Below are 22,148 nucleotides of genomic sequence, written 5' to 3' on the forward strand. Positions count from 1 at the left end.
GTCGCGTATGCGACTCACGAAACTCCCTTCTCCCTCGCGGGAGAAGGGCCGGGGGAAGAGGGGGCGGTCATGACTTTCATGATCAGGGGTGTCTCAACATGTCATGACCGTTAGGCGTTTCGACGGATGCCCTCGCCGCGCCCGCCTCTGCCGCCCCTTCTCGCTCTTCTGCCTGCAACGCGGCCCGCCTCGCATCGACGGCAGCCAGCTGGCGCTTCTGCTCGAAAGTCAGTTGATCGGTGTTTCTCGGTTGCACCGCCGCGCGCTGGGCGCGCGCACGCTCCATCGCCGCGACGATGGTTGCTTTCTTGATCGCTTCGGCATCAAGCTCGGGAGCTTCGGGAGGCGCAGGGCTGGCGAGCGCGGTCGAGGCCACTGCTGCAGGCGCGTCGGCCGGTTTCAGCTGCGGACTGGCGACACTAAAAGCCGAGTCAGCGACCGCAGGCTCGACCGCCGCTACCGCGCGCGCCTGCTTCTCGGCTGCGCGCGCGGCAGCGCCTTTGGCCAGCCGTGCCGCTTTCTCCGCCTGTTCGCGCTCCTCGCGCGCGTTGCGCAGTTCGAAGCGCGCCTTGGCGGCGTCGGCGCCTTTCTTTTCCCGCTCGCGCGACCAGATCTCGCTCTTGGCGAAACGAAAATACTGCACCAGGGGGATATGCGAAGGGCAGACATAGCTGCAGCAGCCGCACTCGATACAGTCGAAGAGGTGGTATTCCTGCGTCTTGCCGAAGTTGCGCGCCCGCGAGAACCAGTACAACTCGAAAGGTTGCAGCTCATGCGGACAGACTTCGGCACAGGCGCCGCAACGAATGCACGGCATCTCCGGCGGGCTCGGCGCGAACAGCGTCGGCGACGCGGCGATGATGCAGTTGCTCGCCTTGACCACCGGCGCGTCCAGGCTCGGCAAGGCGAAGCCCATCATCGGCCCGCCCATCAGGTAGCGATCAGTGTCGGCTTTCGGCCCGCCGAGCGCGACCAGATCGCGCAGCGGCGTGCCGAGTCGCACTTCCCAATTGCGCGGTCGCTCGATATTGCCGGCCAGGGTGACGATGCGCGAGATCACCGGCTCACCGAAGGCCAGTGCGCGATACGCCGAGTACACCGTGCCAACGTTGAAGCACTGCACGCCGAGTTCGGTCGAGCGCTTGCTGGCCGGGACTTCCTTGCCGGTCAGAACGCGAATCAACTGCTTGGCGCCGCCAGCCGGATAGCGGGTCGGGACGGCGACGACCTGATAGTCTTCGCCAACGTCCTGCACCGCTTGCTGCATGGCGGCGACGGCTTCCGGCTTGTTGTCCTCGATACCGATCAGCACCCGCCGCGCCGCCAGCAGATCGCGGAAGATGGCAATGCCGCGGACGATTTCCTCGGCGCGCTCGCGCATCAGGACGTCGTCGCAGCTCATGTAGGGCTCGCACTCGGCGCCGTTGATGACCAGTTCTTCCACGGCCACGCCTGCGGCCGCCGTGAGCTTGGCGTGACTCGGAAAAACCGCCCCGCCGAGGCCAACGACGCCGGCGTCACGGAGCGCCTCGCGGACCTGCTCGGGCGGCAGACTGCGGTAATCGAGCGGCGTCCGCTGCACCCATTCGTCGCGGCCGTCGGGCTCGATGACCACGCTCAGCGTCGGCAAACCCGAGGGATGCGCGGCCACATACTCCTCGATGGCAAGGACCGTGCCGGAAGTGGAGGCGTGTGCCGCCGCCGACAGCCAGGCGTCGGCACCGCCTATCGCCTGCCCCTTGCGTACCCGCTCACCGACTTCGACCAGCGGGTTGGCCACACCCCCGATGCTCTGATGCAGCGGCACGTAGAGGCGCGACGGTAGCGGCGCCACGGCGATCGGCTCCTGCACCGAAGGCGTCTTGTGGGTCTGCGGTTTGACGCCTCCCTTGAAGCTGAACAGTCGCTGCAGCATTGCCGTCGCTTTACCGTGAAAGTCGCGTACGCGACTCACGAATCGGCCTTCTCCGCGCTGCGGGAGAAGGGTCGGGAAAGAGGGGGACGGTCATGACTTTCATGACCGTCAGGCCGCACGCTTGACGGGCTTTATTTCGATCACCGGGTATTTCCATTTCCAGTTCTCGAGGTTTTCGGTGATCGGCCGCATTTCGATGCACTCGACCGGGCACGGTTTGACGCACAGCTCGCAACCGGTGCAGAGGGACTCGATGACCGTGTGCATCTGCTTGGCGGCGCCAACGATGGCGTCGACCGGGCAGGCCTGGATGCACAGGGTGCAGCCGATGCAGGTCTCTTCGATGATGATCGCCAGCTGTTTCGGCTTTTCCTCGGCGTCCAGTGGTTTGACTTCGCGGCCGAGCAGGTCGGCGAGTTTGCGCACCCCATCCATACCGCCCGGCGGACAGAGGTTGATGTCGGCTTCGCCCGCCGAAATGGCCGTCGCGTAGGGTTTGCAACCCGGGTAGCCACACTGCCCGCACTGCGTCTGCGGCAGGATGGCGTCGATCTTGTCAACCACCGGGTCGCCCTCGACCTTGAACTTGATCGACGCATAGCCGAGCGCCGCGCCGAGGACGATGGCCCCGAGCGCCATGATTACCAGGGCAGTGATCATTGCCTGTCCACTCTCACTGGTAGCGGTCCAGCCCGGCAAAACCCATGAACGCCAGGCTCATCAGCCCGGCCGTGACCATGGCAATCGCCGTGCCCCGAAAGTAGACCGGAACGTCGGCGCCTTCGACGCGTTCGCGGATGCCGGCAAAGAGCACCAGCACCAGCGAAAAACCAACGGCGCTGCCGGAACCGAAAAGCAGCGATTCGACGAAGTCATTCTTGTTGGCAATGTTCAGCAAGGGCACTCCGAGAACCGCACAATTGGTGGTGATCAACGGCAGATAAATGCCGAGCACCTGATGCAGCAGTGGACTGGTTTTCTGGATCACCATTTCGGTGAGCTGCACAACGGCGGCGATGGTAACGATGAACGACAGGGTGCGCAGGTATTCGAGGCCGAAAGGCATCAACAGGTAATGGTCGATGATGTAGCTGGCACCGGTGGCCACGGTGAGCACGAAAGTCGTCGCCGCACCCATGCCGAAAGCCGTCTCCAGTTTCTTGGAAACGCCCATGAACGGGCAAAGGCCGAGGATTTTCACCAGCACGACGTTATTGACGAGGACCGCGCCGATGATGATGAACAGGTAGTGGGTCATGATGTGCGTAGGCGGTGGGCGGCGCAATCCGGGGCGCAGCGATTATCGCGTGTCGAAAGCGTGCGTACAACCACCTTGTCAGTAGCGCCTTCCCGGCTCAGGCCGTGCGCGGCGAGTGCAGCGTGCGCTGCTTGGCGATTGCGGCGGCGGCCTCGGCGACCAGTTCCGGGCCGCGGTAGATAAAGCCGGTGTAGAACTGAACCAGACTGGCGCCGGCGGCGATCTTGGCTGCGGCATCGTCCCCGTTCATGATCCCGCCGACGCCGACGATCGGCACTTCGCCGCCCAGGGCTGCCGCCAGCTTGCCAATCACGGCCGTCGACAGGGCCAGCACCGGTGCGCCGGAAAGGCCGCCCGCCTGCTCGGCATTCGGCATTCCCTCGACGCCGGCTCGCGACAGCGTGGTGTTGGTGGCGATGACGCCGTCCATACGGTGCTGGCGCAGCAGCGCCGCGATCGCCTGGATCTGCGCGTCTTCGAGGTCCGGGGCGACCTTCAGCGCCAGCGGCACGTAGCGGCCGTGGCGGTCGGCAAGCCTGGCCTGCGCGGCTTTCAGGCTGCCGAGCAAGGCGTCCAGCGCGTCGTCGCGCTGCAGTTCGCGCAGGTTCTTGGTATTCGGACTGGAAATATTCACCGCCACGTAACTCGCGGCGGTATAGACGCGCTCGAGGCAAAGCAGATAGTCGTCGGCTGCTTTCTCGATGGGCGTATCGAAATTCTTGCCGATATTGATGCCAAGAACGCCGCCCTCGCGCGCAAACCTGGCGCCAGCGATGTTGCTCAGCAGTTTCTCGACGCCGTCATTGTTGAAGCCCATGCGGTTGATGATGGCCTGCTTTTCCGGGATGCGGAAGAGGCGAGGTTTGGGATTTCCCGGCTGCGCACGCGGCGTCACCGTACCGATCTCGATAAAACCGAAGCCCTGCGCAGCCAGTGCGTCGACGTGCTCGCCGTTCTTGTCAAGACCGGCAGCCAGGCCGACCGGGTTCGGGAACTCCAGCCCCATCACCGTCACCGGGTCGGGAGCGACCGGGCGCGCCAGCAAGCACGCGATCCCAGTGGCCTTGGCGAAGTCGATACCGGCCATTCCGACGCCATGAGCAGTCTCGGCGTCGAGGGCGAAGAAAAATTTGCGTAGCAGCGGATAGATCATCGCCGCATTTTACCGCATGGCAGCATCCGGCGCGTGCAGCGGCGAGCGGGAATCAAGCGCTATCCATCATCCCGCAGCCAGCGTCATTGCCAGGAGGCGCGGCGGGTCGTCCGGGGCAGTCGCCGGAAGCACGAATAGGGCTTGGTCGGGCTCGAGTTTGTCGATAAACTCGCTTTCCAGCAGCCCTCTCGGGTCGCTTGACTACGGCAGCGGCATGCTCCTGACCAAGGCCGTGGTGCCGGCATCGACAAAGCGCGGCCCAGCGCTTGTCGGCGGCAAGCGGGGGACAAAAAAACAAATGGAGTCCCATCATGACCGTTAGCCTCTACCGCCTGGCAACAGCATTCATCCTGCTCTTCGTCGTGCATTCGAGCGCCATCGAAGCGCGCGATCTGCGCCTGGCGACGACCACCAGCACCGACAATTCGGGTCTCCTGCGCGCCATCCTGCCGCAGTTCGAAAGGCAACGGGGGATCAAGGTGCATGTCATCTCGGTAGGTACCGGCAAAGCCCTCAAGCTGGCGGAAAACGGCGATGTCGACGTCGTTCTGGTCCATGACCGCGAGGCCGAAGAGGCCTTCGTCGCCGCCGGCCACGGCAGCGAACGGCGTGACGTGATGTACAACGACTTTGTCCTCGTCGGCCCGAACAGCGATCCGGCCGGGGTGCGCGGTGGCGACGACGTACTGGCGGCGCTGCGGCAAATCGCCGCCACGCAGGCGCGCTTCGTCTCGCGCGGCGACGATTCCGGAACCGAGCGCATGGAGCACAGCTACTGGCGAGCACTCGACATCACCGCCCGGGGAAGGCCATGGCACCTATCGGCGGGTCTCGGCATGGGCGAGGTGCTGACCATGGCTGGCGAAATGCAGGCTTACACCCTTTCCGATCGCGCCACCTTTGCCAGCTATCAGGCAAAGACCGGACTGGAGATCCTGGTGCAAGGTGATCCGCGCATGTTCAATCCCTACGGAATCATGCCCGTCAGCCGCAGCAAGTACCCGGACATCAACTTCAGCGACGCGCTGGCGCTGATCGACTGGTTGACCAGCGCCGCCGGGCGGGCGGCAATCGGCGCCTTCAAGCCAAAAGGAGAACAGTTGTTCTTCGTGGCGCCGGCCAGCAAGCAGTAGCGGCCCACTCTTTGGGCCTCCTCGACGCCACTCGCGCGGCACTGCGGCTACTGCTCTCCGGAGATGCTGAGCTGTGGACCATCGTCGGCGTCTCGCTATCGGTGACCCTGCGCGCCATGCTGATCGCCATGCCGGTCGGGGTTGGTTGCGGCTATCTCCTGGCCACCCTGCGCTTCCCGGGGCGGCGTGCGCTGATCGTGGTCATCCAGGGACTACTGGCCTCACCGACGGTGGTCGTCGGTCTGCTGCTCTACCTGCTGCTTTCACGCCAGGGCGTCTTCGGGCAACTGAATTTGTTGTTTACGCAGACGGCAATGGTCATCGGCCAGGTGCTCATCGCCCTGCCCGTACTCATCGCCTTCTCACTGGCGGCGATCCAGGGCGCTGACCCGCGCGCACGCGAAACTGCCGTGGCGCTCGGGGCGTCGGCGACACGCGTTGGCTGGACGATGCTCGTCGAGGTACGTTTCGCGCTGCTGGCAGCGGTGTGCAATGCCTTCGGTCGCATCGTCTCGGAAATCGGCTGCTCCTTGATGGTCGGCGGCAACATCGCGGGGGTGACCCGCAACATTCCGACGGCGATTGCCCTGGAAACCAGCAAGGGAGATTTTGCGCAGGGAATTGCCCTCGGCATTGTGCTGCTGGTGGTCGCCCTCGGCGTCAATTCGGCTTTCGCCTTCTTTCAAGGGGAATCGCGCCGATGAACCTGCTGGCAGTGACTGCGCTGAGCAAATCCTTCCGCGAACGACGCTTGCTGGCGATCGACGCACTGAGCCTGAGCGCCGGCGAGCGTTACGTTCTGACCGGCGAAAACGGCAGCGGCAAGTCGACCTTGCTGCGCATTCTGGCCGGCATCGATGCACCGGACAGCGGTGTCGGCCACTTCGGCAAACGCCATTTCGACTGGTCGCCCTATCCGAACTGGCTGCGCCAGGAAGTGATCTACGTCCATCAGCAGCCCTATCTTTTCCATACCAGCGTGGTCGAGAATATCGCCTACGGGCTGCGCGCCAGGGGTGTCGAAGCGGGCGAGCGCGAACGCCGGGTCGCCGCGGCAATTGCCTGGGCGCGCCTCGGCCACCTCCTGCGGACACCGCCGCAGAAGCTGTCGGGCGGCGAAAGGCAGCGCGTGGCGCTGGCACGGGCCTGGGTGTTGGCACCGAAAGTGCTATTGCTCGACGAACCCACCGCCAACCTCGACGCCGAATCACGCCAGCAGACGATCGATCTGGTGCAGGCCTTCTGCGGGCCAGAGACCACGGCGGTCATTGCCTGCCATGATCGCGACATGATTGCCCTGGCCGACCGGCGTCGGCTGCACCTGGTCGACGGGCTAATTCAACAGAACAGCACGCCTGCGCTGTGAGCGGCCCGCGTGCACGGCGGACCGGCGGCGCCGAATCCTGCCCCGCGGACCCGCGCTACGCCGAACCAATCACCCGGCGCGGCTGCACATTGCCCTGGCCATCGACTTCGCCGAGACCGAGGAGCCGACCCTGCCCATAGACGCGGCACTTTCCGGGCGCCGCAGCGCTGCCCACCGGATTGCCGTGCGTGAAACGCAGCGCGGCCTCGTCGTCGAGACTGACCGCTGGCAGACTCTGCAGTAAAGCGTCGGGAGGCAACAGCCAGCGTTCACGCCCCTCTTCAGTGAGTGCCGCCAACTCATCAAGGGTCACGGCGTCGGCAACGGCGAGTGCGCCGACGGCGACGCGACGCAGAGCGGTGAGATGCGCGCCGCAGTCGAGCACCCGACCGAGATCCTCGGCCAGGCTGCGGATATAGGTGCCTTTGCTGCAGGCGACAAACAACCGGCAACGCTCGCCACTGTAATCCAGCAAGCGTAGCTCGTGAATCGTCACCGCGCGTGCCTCGCGTTCGACTTCAATGCCCTGGCGCGCCAGCTCGTAAAGCGGTTTTCCGTCGCGCTTCAAGGCCGAGTACATCGGTGGGATCTGGCGAATCGGCCCGCGCAAGCCGGCCAGAGCAGGCTCGAGTTCGTTGCGCTGAAAAGCGACCGGGCGACGCTCGACGACACTGCCATCGGCGTCACCGGTATCAGTCGTGACGCCGAACAGGAGATCCGCCTGGTAGGTCTTGTCGGCGGCGAGCAGATCGACCGCGAACTTGGTAGCGTCGCCGAAACAAAGCGGCAGCAGGCCGCTGGCCATTGGGTCGAGAGTGCCAGTGTGACCACCCTTGGCCGCTGAGAACAGGCGCCGGGCAGCTTGCAGCGCCGTGTTGGAAGTCATCCCCGTCGGCTTGTCGAGGAGCAAAACGCCGTCAACGCGTCGCCAGCTCTTGCGGATACTCAAACCTGTTCTGGAGGATCGGTTTGATCCGAGATCGCCGCTGCCTCGCTGATCAGCTTGGACATTTTCTCGCCACGCTCCAGGGACTCGTCGAAAATGAAGTGCAGCTGCGGAGTGCTGTGAATGCTGATCCGTTTGCCGAGTTCGCTACGCAGAAAACCCGATGCCTTCTGCAGACCGAGCATCACCGAATCGAGATGTTCGCTACCGGCCAGGCTGCTGAAGTAGACCTTGGCATGCGCGTAATCGGCGCTGATATGCACCTCGGTCAAACTGATCATGCCCACGCGCGGGTCCCGCAGCTCGGTTCGGATGACTTCGGCGAGCTCGCGGCGGATCTGCTCGCAGATCCGGTCCCGGCGCAAAAAACCTTTGTTGGCAGGCATTTAATTGGCCAGTCGCGCAAGCGACTCACGAAACTCCCTTCTCCCCTTGCGGGAGAAGGGCCAGGAGAAGAGGGCGGCGGTCATGGCTAGAGTGTCCGTGCAACTTCGGTAACGTCGTAGGCTTCGAGCTGGTCGCCCTCTTCATAGGCATTGTAGTTCTTCAGCGACAGACCGCATTCGAAACCGCCACGCACTTCTTTGGCGTCATCCTTGAAGCGCTTCAGGCCATCCAGTTCGCCGTCCCAAACGACAATATGGTTGCGCAACAGGCGGACGCGCGAGTTGCGTTTGACGACCCCCTCGAGGACGTAGCAGCCGGCAATGGTGCCAATTCGGGTGGCATGGAAAACCTGTCTGATCTCGACCAGGCCGGTGATGTGTTCGCGCTTCTCGGGCGCCAGCATGCCGGAAAGCGCGTTCTTCACCTCGTCTACCGCATCGTAGATGATGTTGTAGTAGCGAATATCGACACCCGAATGCTCGGCTCCCTTGCGCGCACCGGCGTCGGCACGAGTATTGAAACCAATAATCACCGCATTCGATGCTTGCGCCAGATGGACATCGGACTCGCTGATGGCACCGACAGCTGCGTGGATGACGTTGACCTTGACTTCCGCGGTCGACAACTTTTGCAGCGACTGCACCAGCGCTTCCTGAGATCCCTGCACGTCGGCCTTGATGATCAACGGCAACACCTTGGCTTCGGCGGTGGTCATCGTATCGAGGATACTCTCGAGGTTGGCCGCCTGCTTGGTCGCCAATTTGACGTCGCGGTACTTGCCCTGACGGAAGAGCGCGATTTCGCGCACCTTGCGTTCGTCGGCCAGCACCACGGCCTCTTGCCCGGCCGTCGGGACATCGGAGAGACCCAGGATTTCGACCGGGATCGACGGTCCGGCCTCCTTGATCACCTTGCCGTTTTCGTCAAGCATGGCGCGCACCCGACCGAAGACCTGGCCGGCCAGCACGACGTCGCCCTGACGCAGCGTTCCGGACAAGACCAGCATCGTTGCCACCGGTCCGCGACCCTTGTCGATCCGCGCTTCGATGATCAAACCTTTGGCCGGCGAATCCTTCGGCGCCATGAGTTCGAGCATGTCGGCCTGCAGCAGGACGTTTTCGAGCAACTCGTCGATACCCTGCCCGGTCTTCGCCGAAACCGGGATAAACGGCACGTCGCCGCCATACTCTTCGGGTACGACCTGTTCGGCAACCAGTTCCTGCTTCACGCGTTCAGGTTCTGCGCCGGGCTTGTCGATCTTGTTCACGGCGACCACCAGCGGTACGCCGGCGGCCTTGGCATGGTGAATCGCCTCGCGCGTCTGCGGCATGACGCCATCGTCAGCAGCAACGACCAGGATAACCAGGTCGGTGGCCTTGGCGCCGCGGGCACGCATCGCCGTAAACGCTTCGTGACCCGGCGTATCGAGAAAAGTCACCATCCCGCGCGCTGTTTCAACGTGATAGGCACCAATGTGCTGGGTGATGCCACCCGCTTCACCGCTGGCAACACGAGTACGGCGAATGTAGTCGAGTAGCGAAGTCTTGCCGTGGTCGACGTGGCCCATGACGGTCACCACCGGCGCACGCGGTTCGAGCGGTGCATCCTTGTGGTCGACGCCTTCGTCATCAAGGAGGAAGGCATCCGGATCGTCGAGCTTGGCGGCAAACGCCTTGTGGCCCATTTCCTCGACGATGATCATCGCCGTTTCCTGATCGAGCACCTGATTGATGGTCACCATCGAGCCCATCTTCATCAGCGCCTTGATCACCTCGGTGGCCTTGACGGCCATTTTGTGGGCAAGGTCGGCGACCGAGATGGTCTCCGGGACAGAAACGTCGTGCATCACCGGCTCGAGGGGTGCCTGGAAGGAATGTTCTTCATCGGCAGTGCTACCGCGACCGCCGCGCTTGCCATGCTTGTTGTCCCGCCAGCCGGCAGCACCGGTTGCGCCGCGCGTGCGCAGCCCCGCCCGCTTGTTGGCACCTTCGTTCTTCCACTGCCCCTTCTTGTCGGGAGCGGCCTTCTTCTCCGGTATTTTCTTGTCGGTGCTGGCAGGCTTGCCAACCGGCTTGTGCAAGGTCTTGTCTTCCGCCGGCCGTTCGCTGGCGGTTTGTGCGGCGACCTGCTTGGCAACCCCGGCGGCCTTGGCCGCGACGGCCTTGGCTTCGGCATCCTGCTTGGCCCGCGCCAGGTCGACAACGCGTTGCTGCTTGTTCTTGAACTCGGCTTCCTGCAGCGCACGCAACTCGGCGTTACGCCGCTCTTCCTCGGCGCGCAGTTTCTGCTGCTCCTCGCCGATGATCGATGCCCGCGTCACCACTTTTCTGCCGCCGGCTTCGACCTTGGCTTTCTTGGCAGGTGGCTTGGCATTTTCCGCGACCACTGGCTCGGCCTTCGCTTCTTGCGCCGCTTCGACCACCGCTTCGGGCTTCGCTTCGACCGCCGCATCGACCACTGCTTCGGCCTTCACTTCAAGCGCCGCTTCGACCGGCGTCTCGATGAGCAGTTCGGCGGGCACTTCGCGCACTGGCTCGGCCTTTTCCTCGACAGCCGGCTCGGCGACCGGCTCGACAGCGGCAACAAGCTCCGGCGTGGCATTGTCCGCGACCACCGGCTCAAACACCGACGCCAGGACTGCCTCGGCCATTTCCTCACCCGCTCCAGCAGCTACGGCAGCCACTGGCGGCGGCACTGCGGCAGCGGCTCCTCGCGCCTCGGTCGGCTCGCGCTTGACGAGCACGCGCTTCTTGCGCACTTCGACCTGGACCGTGTGCGATTTTCCGTGCGAATCCTGCGAGCGGATCTCGCTGGTTTCTCTGCGCGTCAAGGTAATCTTGGTCTTGGCCTCACCACCATGCGACCGCCGCAGGTACTCCAGAAGCCTGGACTTGTCCTGCTCCGAAAGCAGATCATCCGCCTCGCTCTTGGTAACGCCGGCGCGATTCAGCTGCTCGAGCAGGGCACCCGCCTGCATCTTCAGTTGGGTAGCAAATTGGGCAACACTCGTTTGCGCCATATGAATTCCTTTTTCCCGCTTACTCGAACCAGTGCGCACGCGCCGTGGTGATCAGTTGTTTAGCCCGCTGGGTATCCATGCCGGTCAATTCGGTCAGTTCATCGACCGCCAGATCGGCGAGATCGTCGCGCGTCTTGATACCGCTTCCCGCCAGCTTTCCGGCCAGGGACTTGTCCATCCCTTCAAGGCTCAGCATATCCTCGGCGACATCCTCGATCTTCTCTTCGGTAGCAATCGCTTCGGTAAGTAGAACATTTCGCGCACGCTCGCGCAGCTCCTGAACCGTCGCCTCGTCGAAGGACTCGATTTCCAGCATTTCGTGGACCGGCACATAGGCAACTTCCTCGAGCGTCGAGAATCCTTCCTCGATCAGGATATTGGCCACTTCCTCGTCGACATCGAGCTTTTCCATGAACAAGACGCGAATCGCTGCCGCCTCGGCCTCGACCATCGTTTGCGCCTCGTCTTCGGTCATCAGATTGATCGTCCAGCCGGTCATTTCCGAAGCGAGACGAACGTTCTGGCCGCCACGACCAATGGCAATCGCCAGGTTCTGCTCGTCGACCACCACGTCCATGCAATGCTTTTCCTCATCGACGACGATCGAACTGACTTCCGCCGGCGCCAGCGCACCGACGACAAACTGTGCCGGATCTGGCGACCAAAGGACAATATCGACGCGCTCGCCGGCCAGTTCATTGGTCACCGCGGTGACCCGCATGCCACGCATACCGACGCAGGTGCCGATTGGATCGATACGCTGATCATTGGATTTCACCGCGATCTTGGCGCGCATGCCGGGGTCACGGGCAGCCGCCTTGATCTCCAGCAAGCCGTCATCGACTTCGGGAACTTCCAGCGCGAACAGCTTGATGATGAACTCCGGCGCCGTTCGCGAGAGAATCAACTGCGGCCCGCGGGCAGCACGATCAATACGCAGCAGATAGGCCTTGACGCGATCGCCGACACGCAGGTTCTCGCGTGGAATCATCTGGTCACGCGGCAGCAAGGCTTCGATCTTGCCGGTTTCGATGATCGCGTTGCCACGCTCCATGCGCTTGATGGCACCGATCACCAGATGTTCCTTGCGCGCCAGGAAATCATTGAGAATCTGTTCGCGCTCGGCGTCGCGGATCTTCTGCAGGATCACCTGCTTGGCAGCTTGCGCGCCGATACGACCGAAATCGATCGGCTCCAGCGCCTCTTCCAGGAAGTCACCGACCTCGACCTCGGGATCCTGCACCTGCGCTTCGGACAAGGGGAGCTGTTCCTCCTCGTCAAGAAAGTCAGGATCGGCAACGACCTCCCAGCGGCGGAAGGTCTCGAAATCGCCGGTTTCGCGGTCGACCACCACGCGAACATTCGCGTCGTCGTGGATGCGCTTCTTGGTAGCCGACGCCAGCGCCATTTCCAGCGCGCCGAAGACGATGTCTCTGGTGACGTTCTTTTCACGTGCCAGGACATCTACCAGCAGCAAGATTTCGCGGCTCATTTGCTCATTACCTCCTAAACCAGCCTATCAGTCGATTTTGCCAAGTCGAAGTTGGGCACCAAACGCGCCTTGTCAACATTGACCAGGTCGAACAGCACCTCGCCCGAATCGATCTGCAAGCGCACCTTGCCTTCGTGCACACCCTGCAGGACACCTTTGAAGTTGCGTTGGCCGTTCGCCGGCAAGCGCAGCTTGAGAGTGATCTCGGACCCCGCGAAACGCTCGAAATCAGCCTCTTTCTTCAACGGCCTGTCGATCCCCGGCGAGGAGACCTCGAGACAATCGTAATCAAAGTTCTCGACCATCAATACCCGCGACAACTGATTGCTGACCAGCGCACAGTCTTCGACATCGACGCCGCGCGGCTTGTCCGGCTTGTCGATGAAGACGCGCAGCACGCGGCCACGCGGACTGCGCTCGACATCGACCAACTCGTAGCCGAGGCCGGACACCGTTTTTTCAAGAACTTCGTGCACATCCATGGCTGCAAATAAAAAAATGGGCGAAACGCCCATCCCCGAAAAGTTGTGCCCACAAGGGGCGACCGGAAAACCGCTGGATTATAGCGAAAATAGTCGCCGACGTAAATCGGCCTGCGCGCTGACAGAGCTCTCGCGCTGCGCGCTCATCGCTCGCGGCTGCGCCGCGGGGGGCGATCGCCTTCCGGGTTCTCCATGTCGAATCCCGCCAGCAAGCGCTTCACCTCGTCTTCGGCAAGCTCCAGGACCTGCCCGCGCTTCAAGTTCGGCGGCAGCGCAACAGGACCGTAGCGAACGCGCATCAGGCGACTGACGAAGGCGCCGACGGCTTCGAACATGCGCCGCACCTCACGGTTGCGGCCTTCGAAGAGCGAGACGCGATACCAGCGGTTGGCGCCTTCGCCGCCGGCCTCCTGAAAACTGGCAAACTGTGCCGGCCCGTCGTCGAGTTCGACACCCTCGAGCAAACGCTGGCGTGACTCGTCGGTGATTTCGCCGAGAATGCGCACCGCGTACTCGCGCACCAACTGATAGCGCGGATGCATCAGGCGGTTGGCGAGTTCTCCCGAGGTGGTCAGCAACAGCAGACCACTGGTGTTGAAGTCCAGCCGGCCAACCGCCACCCAGCGTCCGGCCGAGAGGCGTGGCATCGAGGTGAACACCGTCGGGCGATGATTGGGATCGTTGCGCGAAACGATTTCGCCTTCGGGCTTGTGATAGAGGATCACCCGCGGCAGACGATTGGAAAAGCGCAGACTTACGAGTCTGCCGTTGACCTTGACCCGGTCGCCGGGGCTGACCGTCTGCCCGACGTGCGCTGGCTGGCCATTGACGTTGACCCGCCCGGCGACGATCAGCTCTTCCATCTCCCGCCGCGAACCGATGCCGCTTTGCGCCAACGCCTTGTGCAGGCGCTCAGGCTTGCTGGGAACGTCCTGGTGCCGGCCACGTTTTGACGGATCAACGGTCGGGCTCGGCGCAGCCCGGCGACGAGCGCCCTCCTCCGTGGCCGCAGGCTCGGGGGAAGGAGCATCGATCGGACGTCGCCGGGGGGCGCCGGCTGCCGCCGGGCGCGGGGAACGAGAAGGGGCGGCAGGCAATCTGCGCTTGCTATTGGCCATCAGCGAGGTCCAGGGTTGAATTGATTTGTTGCAGAGGCGGCAACTCGGCCAGACTGCGCAAGCCGAGGTCGTCGAGAAATTTACGGGTCGTCGCCAGTAATCCTGGCCGCCCCGGGGTGTCGCGATGACCGACGACGTCGACCCAGCCACGCTCCTCGAGCAGCCGGATGACCTGCGTGGCGACGGTGACACCGCGGATATCCTCGATGTCGCCGCGCGTCACCGGCTGACGATAGGCAATGATGGCCAGCGTTTCGAGGACTGCACGCGAGTAACGCGGTGGCTTTTCCGGGTTCAGCCGCTCGAGATAGGGCATGAACTCGGCGCGCGTACGAAAGCGCCAGCCACTTGCCACCTGCAGCAACTCCAGGGGGCGCATGCTCCATTCCTGGCGCAACTCGTCGAGCAAGGCGCGCAGAAGGTCGGCGCCAATCCGCTCGTCGAATACCTTGCCTAGTTCAAAAATCGACAAGGGCGTACGGGTGCTCAAAAGCACCGCCTCGAGCACCCGCTTGAGATCGGCGTGAGTGCCCGGCAGCGCTTCAGCGCGCAGCGGCTTATCGAGATTCGTGGCGCTCATCGCTCAACCTCAGGTAAATCGGCGCGAAGGCTTCGACCTGCGTCATTTCGAGCAGGTGCTCGCGCGCCAGTTCGAGCAGCGCCAGAAAGTGCACCACCAGCACCGGGGCCCCCTGTTGCGGGTCGAAGAGATCAACGAACTCGACGAAGCCGCCGGCATCGCGCAGATGACGCAGGATCATCGTCATGTGCTCGCGCACCGACAATTCCTCGCGCTGCACCCGGTGATGCGAGTGCAGCCTGGCCTGGCGGAGAATGCCCCGCCAGGCATTCTGCAAATCCAGCACGCTGACCTCGGGCAGGCGCCGCAACAAGGTCTTCTCGACCCACACCTCGACCCACTCGAAATCGCGCTCGGCCTGTGGCAGTTCATTGAGCCCATGCCCTGCCAATTTCATCTGCTCGTACTCAATCAGGCGGCGCACCAGTTCTGCGCGCGGATCGTCGGCCTCATCATCGGCATCGATCTTTGGGCGTGGCAACAACATGCGCGACTTGATCTCGATCAGCATGGCCGCCATCACCAGATAATCGGCAGCCAGTTCGAGATTGTGCGTGCGCATCGCTTCGACGTAGAGCAGATACTGTGCAGTCAGCGGCGCCATCGGAATGTCGAGGACATTCACGTTGGCCTTGCGAATCAGGTACAGCAGCAGGTCGAGCGGCCCCTCGAAGGCGTCGAGCATCACCGCCATGGCATCTGGCGGGATATACAGGTCGAGCGGCAACTGCGTCAGCGGCTGGCCGTAGATGCGGGCCAGCGGACTCACCACTTCAGGAGGCGGCGGCTGTTCTGCTGCGCCCATGGTCGCGCTATCGCTCATTTCCGTGCGCCTCGAAACCGTGCTCAGCTGTAGTTCAAGCCCATCGCGTCGCGCACGTCGCGCATCGTCTCGCGAGCGAGCTGGCGCGCCTTGTGGTTACCTTCGGCGATGATCTCCTGCACCAGGCGCGGGTCGTCCAGGTACGGTTGCGCGCGCTCGCGCATCGGTGCCTGCTCGGCGAGAATGCCATCGATCACCGGCTGCTTGCAGTCCAGACAGCCAATACCGGCGCTGCGACAACCCTGCTGCACCCAGGCCTGGCAGGCCTCGTCCGAATACACCTGATGCAATTGCCAGACCGGACACTTGTCCGGATCGCCCGGGTCATCGCGACGCACGCGCGCCGGGTCGGTCGGCATGCGCCGGACCTTGTGTGTCACCGACGCCGCATCCTCGCGCAGAGTGATCGTGTTGCCATAAGATTTCGACATTTTCTGGCCGTCGAGGCCGGGCATCCGTGACGCGGCGGTAAGCAACGCGCCGGGCTCGACGAGAATCATTTTGCCGGTGCCTTCGAGATAGCCACAGAGCCGCTCACGGTCGGCGTGCTCGAGGCCGGGAACTTCGTCGAGCAGCGCGTGAGCACGCTCGATGGCCGTCTTGTCACCGTTCTGCTGAAAATAGGTGCGTAGCTGCGTATAGGAGCGGGCGCGCTTCGACCCCAGCTTCTTGACCGCCTCCCTGGCCTTGTCCTCGAAGCCCGCTTCGCGTCCGTAGAGGTGATTGAAGCGCCGCGCCAACTCCCGCGAGAACTCGATGTGCGGCACCTGATCCTCGCCCACCGGCACCTTGTCGGCACGATAGATCAGGATGTCCGCCGACTGCAGCAGCGGATAGCCGAGAAAACCGTAGGTCGACAGGTCCTTGCTCTCCAGCTTTTCCTGCTGGTCCTTGTAGGTCGGCACCCGTTCCAGCCAGCCGAGCGGCGTCATCATCGACAGCAAGAGATGCAATTCGGCGTGTTCGGGAACCTGCGACTGGATGAACAGCGTCGCTCGATGCGGATCGACACCGGCCGCCAGCCAGTCGATGACCATGTCCCAGGACGCGGCGACGATGCCTTGTGGATCGTCGTACTGGGTGGTCAGCGCGTGCCAGTCGGCGACGAAGAACAGGCAGGGATGCTGGTGCTGCAGCGCGACCCAGTTCTTGAGCACGCCGTGGTAGTGGCCAAGATGCAGGCTGCCGGTCGGGCGCATACCGGAGAGGACTCGTTCTGCGTACATGTTCGCTCTCTGGACGTTCAGCCGGAAAATTGAAAAATGAAATAAATCATGCCCATCACCGCACTCATCACCGGCATCAGGAGCTTGCTCAGGATGCCGGTAAACAACAATAGCAGCAGGATCGGAAAGCCGAAGGGCTCGAGCTTCGCGAAGCGCCAGGCGGCTTTTGGCGGCAGCAGGCTGACCGCGATACGGCCACCGTCGAGCGGTGGCAATGGAAAGAGGTTGAGCACCATCAAGGCCAGATTGACCAGGATGCCGATTTCGGCCATTCGCGCCATCGCTACGCTGAAGAAATGGATCGGCAGCGTCACGGTCAGCTTCATCAGCATCGCCCAGAACAATAGCATAGCCAGATTGGCGGCCGGCCCGGCGGCGGCGACCCACAGCATGTCCTGCTTGGGGTGGCGCAAGCGGCCGAAATTAACCGGCACCGGCTTGGCCCAGCCAAACAGGATGCCGCCCGCGCCCGAAGACCACGACAGCGCCAAAATGATGATTGGCACCAGGATCGTTCCGACGGGGTCGATGTGCTTCAGCGGATTGGCGGTGATGCGGCCCTCTTGCCAGGCCGTCGGATCGCCGAAGTAGCGCGCCGCGTAGCCGTGCGCCGCCTCGTGCAGGGTGATCGCCAGGATCACCGGCAAGGCGGCGATGGCGACAGTCTGGATGATTTCTTGCATGTAGTCGCCTTCCTCAATCGAGGCCGAGAGGCGCCAAGGGCCCCAGTCCGGCGCGGACCAGCGTCGGCAGCGCAGCGGTCAGATCGACAACGGTCGTCGGCTCGATGCCGCAATTGCCGCTGTCAAGGATGAATTCGAGCTGGCTTTCGAGCCGTTCCTGGATTTCCCAGCCTTCGGTCAGCGGTCCCTCGTCGCCGGCAATAATCAGCGTCGAAGTCAGCAGCGGCTCGCCAAGCGCTTCAAGCAATGCCAGGGTGACGGCATGCGCCGGCACGCGCAGGCCGATGGTCTTCCGTTTCGGGTGCAGGACACGCCGTGGCAACTCGCGCGTTCCTTCGAGAATGAAGGTGTAGCTGCCCGGCGTCGTCGCCTTGAGCAAGCGATAGGTGGCATTGTCGACGCGTGCGAACTGACCAATCTGCGACAGGTCGCGGCACATCAGCGTCAGCAGATGGCGCTCATCGACACCACGGATACTGCGAATTCGCTCGACCGCCGCCTTGTCGCCGAGTTGGCAACCGAGGGCGTAGCTGGAGTCGGTCGGCAAGGCGATGACGCCGCCCTGGCGAACGATCTCCGCCGCCCGCTTCAGGTGTCGCTGTTGCGGGTTATCGGGATGTATCGAAACGTACTGCGCCATCGCTCTCTCCCCGGCTCAGAACGCTTTCCAGATGGGTTTCAACCCATCCGGCAAGGCGGCCAGTTGCCCCAGATCAAAATAGCTCTCGCCCGGCCCATGGAAATCGGAGCCCCGCGAGGCCAGAAAGCCATACTCCCTGGCGTAACGCCCGAAAGTATCGACGTGCTCCTGGGTGTGGCTGCCGGATACCACCTCGATCGCCTCGCCGCCAAGATCCTTGTATTCGGCCAGAAAGCGACGCATTTCGGCGCGCGAAAGCTTGTAGCGCCCGGGATGCGCCACCGCCACCAGCCCCCCGGCGGCATGGACCCAGGCCAGAGAATCGGCGAGAGTCGCCCAGCGGTGATCGACATAACCCGGTCGACCGGGAACCAGGTAGGACTCGAAGACGCTGCGCAGATCCTTGGCCACTCCGGTCTCGACCAGGAAGCGGCCGAAATGCGCACGACTGATCAGGCTGGGATTGGCCGCGTAGCGCATCGCACCGTCGAAAGCGCCCGCAATGCCGACTTTCTCGAGTTCGGACGACATCTGCTGTGCGCGATCCACGCGCCCTGCGCGAATACTTTCCAGGCCGGCGTTGAGCGCCTGATGGCTACTATCGAAGGCGTAGCCAAGAATATGAATCTGCAGCGCCTGCCACTCGATCGAAATCTCGACGCCGTTAACGAAACCCATTCCCGCCGCTGCTGCTGCCGACCGCGCCGCCAGCAAACCGTCGAGCGAATCATGGTCGCTCAGCGCCAGCAGGTCGACGCCGTTGGCGGCCGCCCGCGCGGCGACATCAGCTGGCGCCAGAAGGCCGTCGGAGCAAGTGGAATGGCAATGAAGATCGCAGTTGAACACGGCAGAAGATAGGCCCAGGCAGCGCAAAATCGTAAACCACGCATGATAGCACAGCCGCCGGATGGCTCCCCGCGCCGGGCTCGCCTTGTCCATCCAGGAATACTCTGCTGAGCGGCCTCGCGCCGCTTTCACGCCGCAAGCCCACACAAAAAAGTGGCCACTTGCCCTTGCCTTGCCTTGCCAAAACCAGGCTGGCGTTGGCCAGTCAACAGGAGCCTTCTCGGCTCAGCCTTTTCCGTCCAGCCGTCGACGACGCATAGCGGCCAGGAGAGATGCCAGGTCGAACCCGCCCGGGATGGGTTCGCCGAAGAGAAAGTCGCGGACGTCGTCGACCACGTGCATGTCAACTTCCTGTTGTTTGTCGGAGGCCAGCCCTTTGCGAAAGAATTCGAGTTCGCCCGCGCCACTCAGGTTTTCCATCTGGAAGAAGGCATCTCGCAAGAGCACGTGGCCACCGGGTGCTGCCGTTCCGTCGTTCCGTCGGTCTGCACACGCATCAATTGCGGCGAGAGCATGGTATGACCGACCCGGAACAATGCCGTCGAAAACTCACTGAGGATCGCCGCACTGCTGTTCGCATCGTAGGTGCCGGTGATGCTCGGTGCGGCATCGCCCAGGAGCGCCGGCAGGAACTCGTTGAACGTGATGACCTGGATTTCGGCGGCAACCAGTTTACGGGCTCGTTGATAAATCGCCTCATCATCCCAACTGGGGTTGACGATGGCGATTTGTTCCGCCAGGCGGTTATGCTCGCGCATCATCAAGGTGTGCACGGCAGTGAGTCCGATCTCGTCGTTGGCGCGCAGGTCGCCGGCGACATAGAACTTTGTCGGATCAACGGACCCACCGGTGCCATTGTCCAGGCCGAAGGTATTGAGCGGTAGAAGATTTCCCGAACTGGTCTTGAGTTTTCCGGCGCCGCCGAGCGTTCGCAGCGCCAGCGCGCGCGCTTCGTCCGAACCATAAATCATCGACGCGTCGAGATACGACGTAATTTCGTTGATCTGCTCGCGAGGGCTGCTGATGCCGGTCGATGAATCGTAATTCGAGCGCAGAAAAGGCTTGATCTGCGTTCCCGTGGAAGCGGATCGAACATCGGCTCGCCGGCCGGGATGATGATGTTGAACGGCTCCGGCGGAGAAGCCGCGTTGCTCAAATCGAGATCGTGGTCGACGAACTGCCCCCATTGAAAAACCCAGTCGCTCATCTGGTGGGTATTGGGCAGCATCGTCAATTGGGCGACGACCAAGTTGCTGATCAGCCTCGGATTGGGAAGGCCGGAGCCACTGCTGCCGCGCGGAGCCGAGAGACCATCGTCATAGGCCGCGGCAACCGCCCGCACCAGCGTGGTCCCGGCAGCTCCCCAACTCGGGTTGGCCAGGTTGTTGCCTGAGCCGTCGTAGCTACGACCTTCCGCCTGAGCCGCCAGGGGGCCAAGGCGATTTCTGTCAAAAAACCTACCATCTTGCTTGTCTTTTCGCCCGCCTTCTGTGTTGCGACAACAGTTACATAGTTCGACTATGCGCCTGTTGTCGCGCCTTGAAGCCGACCGAAAATCCGGCGCAATCTGGTAGGTTCCTTTCCGGCAATCGCCTAAGCGCAGCTTCGGAGGTTACTGTTAGCTTTGATGTGTTTGCCCCCCGCGAGACGAAGACAGCAAACCGGGCTCCGGATTTCAGTAGGTCGGGAGCCGGCTCTCGAGATCCGGGGGCGACGCAAGGACAGGAAACGGGTCTAGCGAACCACCAGTACCGAACAGTTCGCGTGACGCACTACCTTGGCCGCGGTCGAGCCGAGAAAGTAATCCTGGAAGCCGGGTCGATGTGACGCGATGATGATCAAATCGACATTTCTCTCCTTGGCCACCTTGAGAATGGTATCGTAGGAATGGCCGACTCTTACATCAACATCCATGTGCATGCCGCTGGCTTTGGCTATCGCTTTCAGTTCCGTTGTCGTCAATTCGACTGATTTCTCGAACTGACCTGCCGGCAGGTCGATTGCTGCCCAGTTCGGAATGTCTTCCACCACATTCAGCAAAATGACCTTCGAGCCCTGCGCGCAGTGGCTCGCGGCAAGATCGACGTTGGCCTTACCTTCGACGACGTGCGCCATGTCGATGGGTACCAGAATAGTCTTGTACATGTTGATATTCCTCTTTTTTTTCGGTCTGAATGAACCTGCGAATGGACGCGCATGCCAGCTTCACCGGCAAGTATTACCGACGCAAGGCGCCGCGGTCAATCACTTCACGGATTGAGGACATGAAAGCGTCAGAAACCGCCAGAAAAACTTCCCTACCATCCCCAACACACGCCATCCAGCAAGGGGAGCGCCGTGAGCGTCGAGGGCGCTGTCAAGGGCGGAGCCCGGCGAAGCAAAGCTTTTACGGCATCCGAAACGCTCATACCCGCAAGGTCCTTGGGCTGATTGCGGCCGTTCACTGTTACGGCTAGCTCCCCCGCCCGTCCGGCGGAGAGGACTTCCCCACCCGCCCTCGGGGGCCAAACCTCGCAACTGGGCATTTCGTCATACGGGCTTGTAGACCTGCTACCAAGGCGGTTGTTGCTGCAGGATTCGAGGCATGGAGCGGTCTGCGACACACTTCCGGAGGGTTTGCAGCGATCTCCTGGATCGCGTGGGTTCAACCCATAGCCTTATACACAACTTACCCAGGATCTGCCTGACGCATGAACTGGAGGCCGATAGCGCAATCCATGACACGCTGCAAACCGAGCCAGATGGTTTTGACGCCCGGTTCTCCGTCGCCTTTGCGTGCAAGGAAGCCGCCGAGCATGGCGACCAATCTCAGGACCTGGTTGAGAGTTGGGAGGTCAGCGGGTGGTTTCTTCTTGTGAAGGAGGTAGGCGGCATGCCATTCATCTTCGTGGAAGAACAAGTCGGCGGGCAATTCGGGGCAGGTTCGGCCGAATCGCATCAGCACAGCAATCCGCCAGGAGACCATGAGGTAGAGTGCGATGGCACGTTGCAGACCAGCGATGGTTCCCAGTTGCAGAGCCTCAATGCGGCAGCCGTTCTTGAGGATGTGGAAGAGGATCTCGATTTCCCAGCGTGCGCGAT

22 protein-coding genes and 1 pseudogene are annotated in these 22,148 nt (G+C 62.6%); 3 read left to right on the forward strand and 20 right to left on the reverse strand.

Going from position 1 to position 22,148, the window contains the following annotated elements; translation table 11 throughout:
• Positions 1 to 82: 82 nt before the first annotated feature.
• From rsxC to E4Q23_RS14730, 4 genes are all read right to left on the reverse strand, one after another.
• On the reverse strand, positions 83 to 1,915 hold the full coding sequence (gene rsxC, locus E4Q23_RS14715) for an electron transport complex subunit RsxC (RefSeq protein WP_169067357.1): 1,833 nt from the start codon (positions 1,913 to 1,915) through the stop codon (positions 83 to 85).
• A 108-nt stretch (positions 1,916 to 2,023) separates the two neighbouring features.
• Positions 2,024 to 2,575, reverse strand: coding sequence for an electron transport complex subunit RsxB (rsxB, locus tag E4Q23_RS14720; RefSeq protein ID WP_169067334.1), 552 nt, complete (start codon positions 2,573 to 2,575; stop codon positions 2,024 to 2,026).
• 13 nt (positions 2,576 to 2,588) lie between these two features.
• Complete coding sequence (rsxA, locus tag E4Q23_RS14725) at positions 2,589 to 3,173, reverse strand: electron transport complex subunit RsxA (protein ID WP_169067335.1); 585 nt, start codon at positions 3,171 to 3,173, stop codon at positions 2,589 to 2,591.
• Positions 3,174 to 3,270: 97 nt separating this feature from the next.
• On the reverse strand, positions 3,271 to 4,326 hold the full coding sequence (locus tag E4Q23_RS14730; protein ID WP_169067336.1) for a quinone-dependent dihydroorotate dehydrogenase: 1,056 nt from the start codon (positions 4,324 to 4,326) through the stop codon (positions 3,271 to 3,273).
• Between the two features lie 311 nt (positions 4,327 to 4,637).
• Between E4Q23_RS14730 and E4Q23_RS14735 the strand changes: the two genes are divergently transcribed.
• From E4Q23_RS14735 to E4Q23_RS14745, 3 genes are read left to right on the forward strand one after another with little or no spacing between them, the layout of a single operon-like run.
• Positions 4,638 to 5,459, forward strand: coding sequence for a substrate-binding domain-containing protein (locus tag E4Q23_RS14735; protein ID WP_169067337.1), 822 nt, complete (start codon positions 4,638 to 4,640; stop codon positions 5,457 to 5,459).
• 11 nt (positions 5,460 to 5,470) lie between these two features.
• Entirely contained in the window at positions 5,471 to 6,163 is a 693-nt protein-coding gene (locus tag E4Q23_RS14740; protein WP_169067338.1) for an ABC transporter permease, read from the forward strand.
• Entirely contained in the window at positions 6,160 to 6,825 is a 666-nt protein-coding gene (locus E4Q23_RS14745) for an energy-coupling factor ABC transporter ATP-binding protein (protein WP_169067339.1), read from the forward strand. Before E4Q23_RS14740 ends, E4Q23_RS14745 begins: the two co-directional genes overlap by 4 nt.
• Positions 6,826 to 6,880: 55 nt before the next feature.
• Here E4Q23_RS14745 and truB read toward each other — a convergent pair whose 3' ends face one another.
• The 16 genes and pseudogenes from truB to E4Q23_RS14830 all read right to left on the reverse strand — a co-directional run.
• Positions 6,881 to 7,774 (reverse strand): tRNA pseudouridine(55) synthase TruB, encoded by an 894-nt coding sequence (gene truB, locus E4Q23_RS14750; RefSeq protein ID WP_169067340.1) that lies wholly within the window; start codon positions 7,772 to 7,774, stop codon positions 6,881 to 6,883.
• Positions 7,771 to 8,157: a 30S ribosome-binding factor RbfA gene (gene rbfA / locus E4Q23_RS14755; RefSeq protein WP_169067341.1), complete on the reverse strand. Its 387-nt coding sequence runs from the start codon at positions 8,155 to 8,157 to the stop codon at positions 7,771 to 7,773. The genes truB and rbfA overlap by 4 nt, the downstream gene beginning before the upstream one ends.
• Positions 8,158 to 8,243: 86 nt before the next feature.
• Positions 8,244 to 11,177 carry a translation initiation factor IF-2 gene (infB, locus tag E4Q23_RS14760; protein ID WP_169067342.1) on the reverse strand — a complete coding sequence of 978 codons (2,934 nt, stop codon included), beginning with the start codon at positions 11,175 to 11,177 and terminating at the stop codon, positions 8,244 to 8,246.
• A gap of 19 nt (positions 11,178 to 11,196) precedes the next feature.
• Positions 11,197 to 12,669 (reverse strand): transcription termination factor NusA, encoded by a 1,473-nt coding sequence (nusA, locus tag E4Q23_RS14765; RefSeq protein WP_169067343.1) that lies wholly within the window; start codon positions 12,667 to 12,669, stop codon positions 11,197 to 11,199.
• 14 nt (positions 12,670 to 12,683) lie between these two features.
• Positions 12,684 to 13,151, reverse strand: coding sequence for a ribosome maturation factor RimP (gene rimP / locus E4Q23_RS14770; RefSeq protein WP_169067344.1), 468 nt, complete (start codon positions 13,149 to 13,151; stop codon positions 12,684 to 12,686).
• 143 nt (positions 13,152 to 13,294) lie between these two features.
• Complete coding sequence (locus tag E4Q23_RS14775) at positions 13,295 to 14,014, reverse strand: pseudouridine synthase (protein ID WP_336511700.1); 720 nt, start codon at positions 14,012 to 14,014, stop codon at positions 13,295 to 13,297.
• A 244-nt stretch (positions 14,015 to 14,258) separates the two neighbouring features.
• Positions 14,259 to 14,849 (reverse strand): SMC-Scp complex subunit ScpB, encoded by a 591-nt coding sequence (gene scpB / locus E4Q23_RS14780; protein WP_169067346.1) that lies wholly within the window; start codon positions 14,847 to 14,849, stop codon positions 14,259 to 14,261.
• Positions 14,827 to 15,672 (reverse strand): segregation and condensation protein A, encoded by an 846-nt coding sequence (locus tag E4Q23_RS14785; RefSeq protein ID WP_169067347.1) that lies wholly within the window; start codon positions 15,670 to 15,672, stop codon positions 14,827 to 14,829. The genes scpB and E4Q23_RS14785 overlap by 23 nt, the downstream gene beginning before the upstream one ends.
• 23 nt (positions 15,673 to 15,695) lie before the next feature.
• Positions 15,696 to 16,898 carry a tryptophan--tRNA ligase gene (locus tag E4Q23_RS14790; RefSeq protein WP_169067348.1) on the reverse strand — a complete coding sequence of 401 codons (1,203 nt, stop codon included), beginning with the start codon at positions 16,896 to 16,898 and terminating at the stop codon, positions 15,696 to 15,698.
• Between the two features lie 17 nt (positions 16,899 to 16,915).
• Positions 16,916 to 17,581 (reverse strand): site-2 protease family protein, encoded by a 666-nt coding sequence (locus E4Q23_RS14795; protein WP_169067349.1) that lies wholly within the window; start codon positions 17,579 to 17,581, stop codon positions 16,916 to 16,918.
• 13 nt (positions 17,582 to 17,594) lie between these two features.
• Positions 17,595 to 18,221, reverse strand: coding sequence for an L-threonylcarbamoyladenylate synthase (locus E4Q23_RS14800; protein ID WP_169067350.1), 627 nt, complete (start codon positions 18,219 to 18,221; stop codon positions 17,595 to 17,597).
• A gap of 15 nt (positions 18,222 to 18,236) precedes the next feature.
• Complete coding sequence (locus E4Q23_RS14805; RefSeq protein ID WP_336511701.1) at positions 18,237 to 19,067, reverse strand: 3',5'-nucleoside bisphosphate phosphatase; 831 nt, start codon at positions 19,065 to 19,067, stop codon at positions 18,237 to 18,239.
• A gap of 225 nt (positions 19,068 to 19,292) precedes the next feature.
• Positions 19,293 to 19,487, reverse strand: coding sequence for a hypothetical protein (locus E4Q23_RS14810; protein ID WP_291998037.1), 195 nt, complete (start codon positions 19,485 to 19,487; stop codon positions 19,293 to 19,295).
• Positions 19,475 to 20,670, reverse strand: a pseudogene (locus E4Q23_RS25270) (peroxidase family protein). The gene E4Q23_RS14810 and the pseudogene E4Q23_RS25270 overlap by 13 nt, the downstream one beginning before the upstream one ends.
• Positions 20,671 to 20,801: 131 nt before the next feature.
• Complete coding sequence (locus E4Q23_RS14825; RefSeq protein WP_169067354.1) at positions 20,802 to 21,212, reverse strand: universal stress protein; 411 nt, start codon at positions 21,210 to 21,212, stop codon at positions 20,802 to 20,804.
• A gap of 523 nt (positions 21,213 to 21,735) precedes the next feature.
• Positions 21,736 to 22,148: IS4 family transposase (locus tag E4Q23_RS14830; protein WP_272873689.1), on the reverse strand; the 413-nt coding region annotated here is incomplete at its 5' end.

The sequence above is a fragment of the Candidatus Accumulibacter phosphatis genome (assembly GCF_012939955.1).
Classification (GTDB): Bacteria; Pseudomonadota; Gammaproteobacteria; order Burkholderiales; family Rhodocyclaceae; genus Accumulibacter; species Accumulibacter delftensis.

Excerpts from the sequence above, each read along its gene's own strand:
- rsxC (WP_169067357.1), bottom strand. The coding sequence starts at position 1,915 with ATGCTGCAGCGACTGTTCAGCTTCAAGGGAGGCGTCAAACCGCAGACC.
- rsxB (WP_169067334.1), bottom strand. The coding sequence starts at position 2,575 with ATGATCACTGCCCTGGTAATCATGGCGCTCGGGGCCATCGTCCTCGGC.
- rsxA (WP_169067335.1), bottom strand. The coding sequence starts at position 3,173 with ATGACCCACTACCTGTTCATCATCATCGGCGCGGTCCTCGTCAATAAC.
- E4Q23_RS14730 (WP_169067336.1), bottom strand. The coding sequence starts at position 4,326 with ATGATCTATCCGCTGCTACGCAAATTTTTCTTCGCCCTCGACGCCGAG.
- E4Q23_RS14735 (WP_169067337.1), top strand. The coding sequence starts at position 4,638 with ATGACCGTTAGCCTCTACCGCCTGGCAACAGCATTCATCCTGCTCTTC.
- E4Q23_RS14745 (WP_169067339.1), top strand. The coding sequence starts at position 6,160 with ATGAACCTGCTGGCAGTGACTGCGCTGAGCAAATCCTTCCGCGAACGA.
- rbfA (WP_169067341.1), bottom strand. The coding sequence starts at position 8,157 with ATGCCTGCCAACAAAGGTTTTTTGCGCCGGGACCGGATCTGCGAGCAG.
- infB (WP_169067342.1), bottom strand. The coding sequence starts at position 11,177 with ATGGCGCAAACGAGTGTTGCCCAATTTGCTACCCAACTGAAGATGCAG.
- nusA (WP_169067343.1), bottom strand. The coding sequence starts at position 12,669 with ATGAGCCGCGAAATCTTGCTGCTGGTAGATGTCCTGGCACGTGAAAAG.
- rimP (WP_169067344.1), bottom strand. The coding sequence starts at position 13,151 with ATGGATGTGCACGAAGTTCTTGAAAAAACGGTGTCCGGCCTCGGCTAC.
- E4Q23_RS14775 (WP_336511700.1), bottom strand. The coding sequence starts at position 14,014 with ATGGAAGAGCTGATCGTCGCCGGGCGGGTCAACGTCAATGGCCAGCCA.
- scpB (WP_169067346.1), bottom strand. The coding sequence starts at position 14,849 with ATGAGCGCCACGAATCTCGATAAGCCGCTGCGCGCTGAAGCGCTGCCG.
- E4Q23_RS14785 (WP_169067347.1), bottom strand. The coding sequence starts at position 15,672 with ATGAGCGATAGCGCGACCATGGGCGCAGCAGAACAGCCGCCGCCTCCT.
- E4Q23_RS14790 (WP_169067348.1), bottom strand. The coding sequence starts at position 16,898 with ATGTACGCAGAACGAGTCCTCTCCGGTATGCGCCCGACCGGCAGCCTG.
- E4Q23_RS14795 (WP_169067349.1), bottom strand. The coding sequence starts at position 17,581 with ATGCAAGAAATCATCCAGACTGTCGCCATCGCCGCCTTGCCGGTGATC.
- E4Q23_RS14800 (WP_169067350.1), bottom strand. The coding sequence starts at position 18,221 with ATGGCGCAGTACGTTTCGATACATCCCGATAACCCGCAACAGCGACAC.
- E4Q23_RS14810 (WP_291998037.1), bottom strand. The coding sequence starts at position 19,487 with ATGGAAAACCTGAGTGGCGCGGGCGAACTCGAATTCTTTCGCAAAGGG.
- E4Q23_RS14825 (WP_169067354.1), bottom strand. The coding sequence starts at position 21,212 with ATGTACAAGACTATTCTGGTACCCATCGACATGGCGCACGTCGTCGAA.